Raw genomic sequence first — 2,143 nt, forward strand, 5'->3', positions numbered from 1 at the left:
GTGGCCGGGCTTTGCGCTTCGGCTGGGCATACCGCCTGAGATCACCTGCTTTAGTTTGCGTGCGGGATAGTATTGGGATTTTATCAAGTGTTTCTTATAGCGCATCTCGCCGCAACCGTGTTCCTTCTCATTTCTTGAGTTATAGCTTCCTGTAATCACGTGGGCTAACACCTGTTTCCCTGCGAAACACCTGTGCAAAATGGCTTGGGCTCTCATAACCGATGGTCAGGGCGATCTCGATGATGGATTGATCGCTCTGGCACAAAAGTTCCTTCGCATGTTCAACACGTCGCCGCACAAACCAGCGTGACGGGCTTTGCCCCATGGTGTTGTGAAATGATCGGCTGAAATGAAATCGGCCCATCCCGCACAAAGCGGCCAGAACATCCAGATCAAATGGTTCGGCGAGATGTGCCTCCATATGATCAAGTGCCTTGCGGAGTTTCCAAGCTGGGAGCTGTGCAGGTTTGGGCGTACGTGTAACATGTGTATTTGCATAATTGCGCAAAAGGTGGATGGTCAGACTTTCCAAAAGTCCGTTCACAAATAAAGGACTGGCCAACAGAGGCTTCTGTAGCTCAGCCGTCAGACCTGTCAGAACGCCAGATATAAACGTATCCTGAACACCGGAAATATCACGCATACGGAGCCGCAATGGGTTAAGACCCAAAGATCGGGCAGCGCGGTTCACCAAAGTCAGCCCCAGATAGAGATGCAGGACTTCAAACGGATGTTCCGGACAGGCCTGCCAGCGCATGAGGTAAGGCGCATCGGTCTGTGTCAGGAAGAATGATCTGGTTCTGGCCTCAGTTTTCGCCCATTCACCTGTCAGTTCGCGTTCTTCAATCCGTGCGTCTCCAGAAATCACCCACACAAGCAGAGGCTCGGCGACGGCAGGAACCAGCATCTCATCTTCCTGCTGCGCCCGGCGGAATATCTGTGCCTCAGCCTCTTTCCAGGCATCCCCCTGGCTTTGCCCGATTTTCCGTCCCGGAATACGGTCCTCCAGAGCATAACTGGCGGCACGCAAAGAAGAACGCTGCGGATGAAGCATCCGGTTTACCTTTCAGGCGCACCGCGGATTGCCCAGATCAGACCACGAAAACGCAAAATCACAATGGTTTCAGCAAAAGGGCGAGAGAAGCCTTCGTCCGTAGTCTCTACATGTTTTTCCGATCGTTTTTAATTGGAATATATGGAGATTATCATGAGCATCAGAGGTAAAATTGCTCTTGTTACTGGGGCCTCCAGTGGAATTGGCGCTGCAACAGCACGCAAACTTGCGACAGAAGGCGTTGCCGTCGGTCTGGCGGCACGGCGCAAGGAGCGTCTGGACGCATTGGCGGCGGAAATTACCGGGGCAGGAGGCAAAGCCATTGCTCTTCCAACCGACGTAACGGATCCTGCGTCATGCAAAGCAGCAGTAGATGCGCTTATCACTCAATTCGGCAGGATTGATGTGCTGGTTAACAATGCGGGTCTGATGCCTTTGTCCAGCGTTGATAGCCTGAAGGTAGATGAATGGAAGTGCATGGTGGACGTGAATATATCAGGAGTTCTCAATGCAACGGCAGCGGTGCTCCCACAGATGATCGCACAGCATTCGGGACATATCTTCAACATGTCCTCAATCGCGGGCCGGAAAGTCTTTACCGGTCTGGCCGTTTACTGCGCCACCAAGGCCGCTGTCACGGCGTTTTCCGATGGGCTCAGGATGGAAATCGGGCCAAAGCACAATATCCGCGTCACCTGCATCCAGCCGGGTGCTGTAAAGTCCGAACTGTACGAGCAGATTACGGATGCCTCCTACCGCAAGCAGATGGATGATCTGGCAGCATCCATGACCTATCTGGATGGTGAGGACATTGCTGACACGATCCTGTTTGCACTGAAAGCACCGTCCCGGATGGATGTTGCAGAACTGTTCGTTCTGCCCACTGAACAGGGATGGTGAGTATCCGAACATGAGCTGCGGGAAGCCTTCTGTTGTAATCGACGTGAGACTTCCCCAATTCATAAGAACTGCGTCTTTTAGGGAGGATCTGTCATGCCCAGCCTGTTTGAGCCGATTGAACTGGGAAGCATTTACGCCAAAAACAGAATTCTTATGGCGCCGCTGACGCGCGGCAGAGCAACCCGTGAG

The 2,143-nt window shown here is 53.0% G+C and carries 2 protein-coding genes; one reads left to right on the forward strand and one right to left on the reverse strand.

The features are described from left to right. Positions 1 to 139: 139 nt before the first annotated feature. The gene (locus tag CSR02_RS02950) at positions 140 to 1,054 is read right to left on the reverse strand and encodes a helix-turn-helix domain-containing protein (RefSeq protein WP_099540518.1); all 915 of its coding nucleotides are present in this window, start codon (positions 1,052 to 1,054) and stop codon (positions 140 to 142) included. 141 nt (positions 1,055 to 1,195) lie between these two features. On the opposite strand from CSR02_RS02950, the gene CSR02_RS02955 reads away from it, so the two are divergent. Next, complete coding sequence (locus CSR02_RS02955; RefSeq protein WP_099540519.1) at positions 1,196 to 1,954, forward strand: SDR family oxidoreductase; 759 nt, start codon at positions 1,196 to 1,198, stop codon at positions 1,952 to 1,954. Positions 1,955 to 2,143: the final 189 nt, after the last annotated feature.

The organism is Acetobacter pomorum, from assembly GCF_002738225.1.
In the GTDB taxonomy this organism is placed as follows: Bacteria; Pseudomonadota; Alphaproteobacteria; order Acetobacterales; family Acetobacteraceae; genus Acetobacter; species Acetobacter pomorum.

What these genes read in the sequence shown, in the direction of transcription:
- CSR02_RS02950 (WP_099540518.1), bottom strand. Translation starts at nt 1,054, where the DNA reads ATGCTTCATCCGCAGCGTTCTTCTTTGCGTGCCGCCAGTTATGCTCTG.
- CSR02_RS02955 (WP_099540519.1), top strand. Translation starts at nt 1,196, where the DNA reads ATGGAGATTATCATGAGCATCAGAGGTAAAATTGCTCTTGTTACTGGG.